Source organism: Lactobacillus sp. C449L (assembly GCF_059900815.1).
Genome location: NZ_JBWXGA010000110.1, coordinates 1 through 490, shown reverse-complemented (window position 1 = coordinate 490; position 490 = coordinate 1). Strand labels below are relative to the sequence as shown.

The window sequence follows — 490 nt, the reverse complement described above, 5'->3', positions numbered from 1 at the left end:
ATTATAACCTTCCCGAAAGATACGGTTCCGTTCAGGGAAGTGAAGCACCTCTTTTCCGATCCGGATCTGTCTGTTCCCCTGATTCATGGTTGTGCATCGCTCGCGACCATCCTGCACTTGGTACGCGACGGATTCGGAGTTGGTCTCCTGCCGGCCCAAATGGCCGCCAATGATGTCAAGATCGGCCTGTTGGCATCTCTGCAGACGACGTCGCACGCACGAGTTTCGGATCTTGAGTTCGCCCTCTGCTATGGGCCTACGCAGGAGCAAGCAACCATGGAGCTGGTGCGTACCGCCGCGTTATCGGCTGTCGAAGCCTACGAACGGGCTGACCATGGCAAGGAATAGATTGGTCTGATGATGCAGGGGGAGGGGTAATCCCGCTTCTGCTCGCTGCGTTCGACGCTGCTCGCGAGAAGCCTGGCGGCGTCGATGGGCGCTGCTTTTTGCTGTGTGCTCTGGACAAGCGAATATCTGGCCATCGAGGACG

General features: G+C 57.8%; 1 protein-coding gene. It reads left to right on the top strand.

The features are described 5' to 3' along the window. Positions 1-348: LysR substrate-binding domain-containing protein (locus tag AC2JF9_RS08550; RefSeq protein ID WP_500726919.1), on the top strand; the 348-nt coding region annotated here is incomplete at its 5' end. Between the last annotated feature and the right edge of the window lie 142 nt (positions 349-490).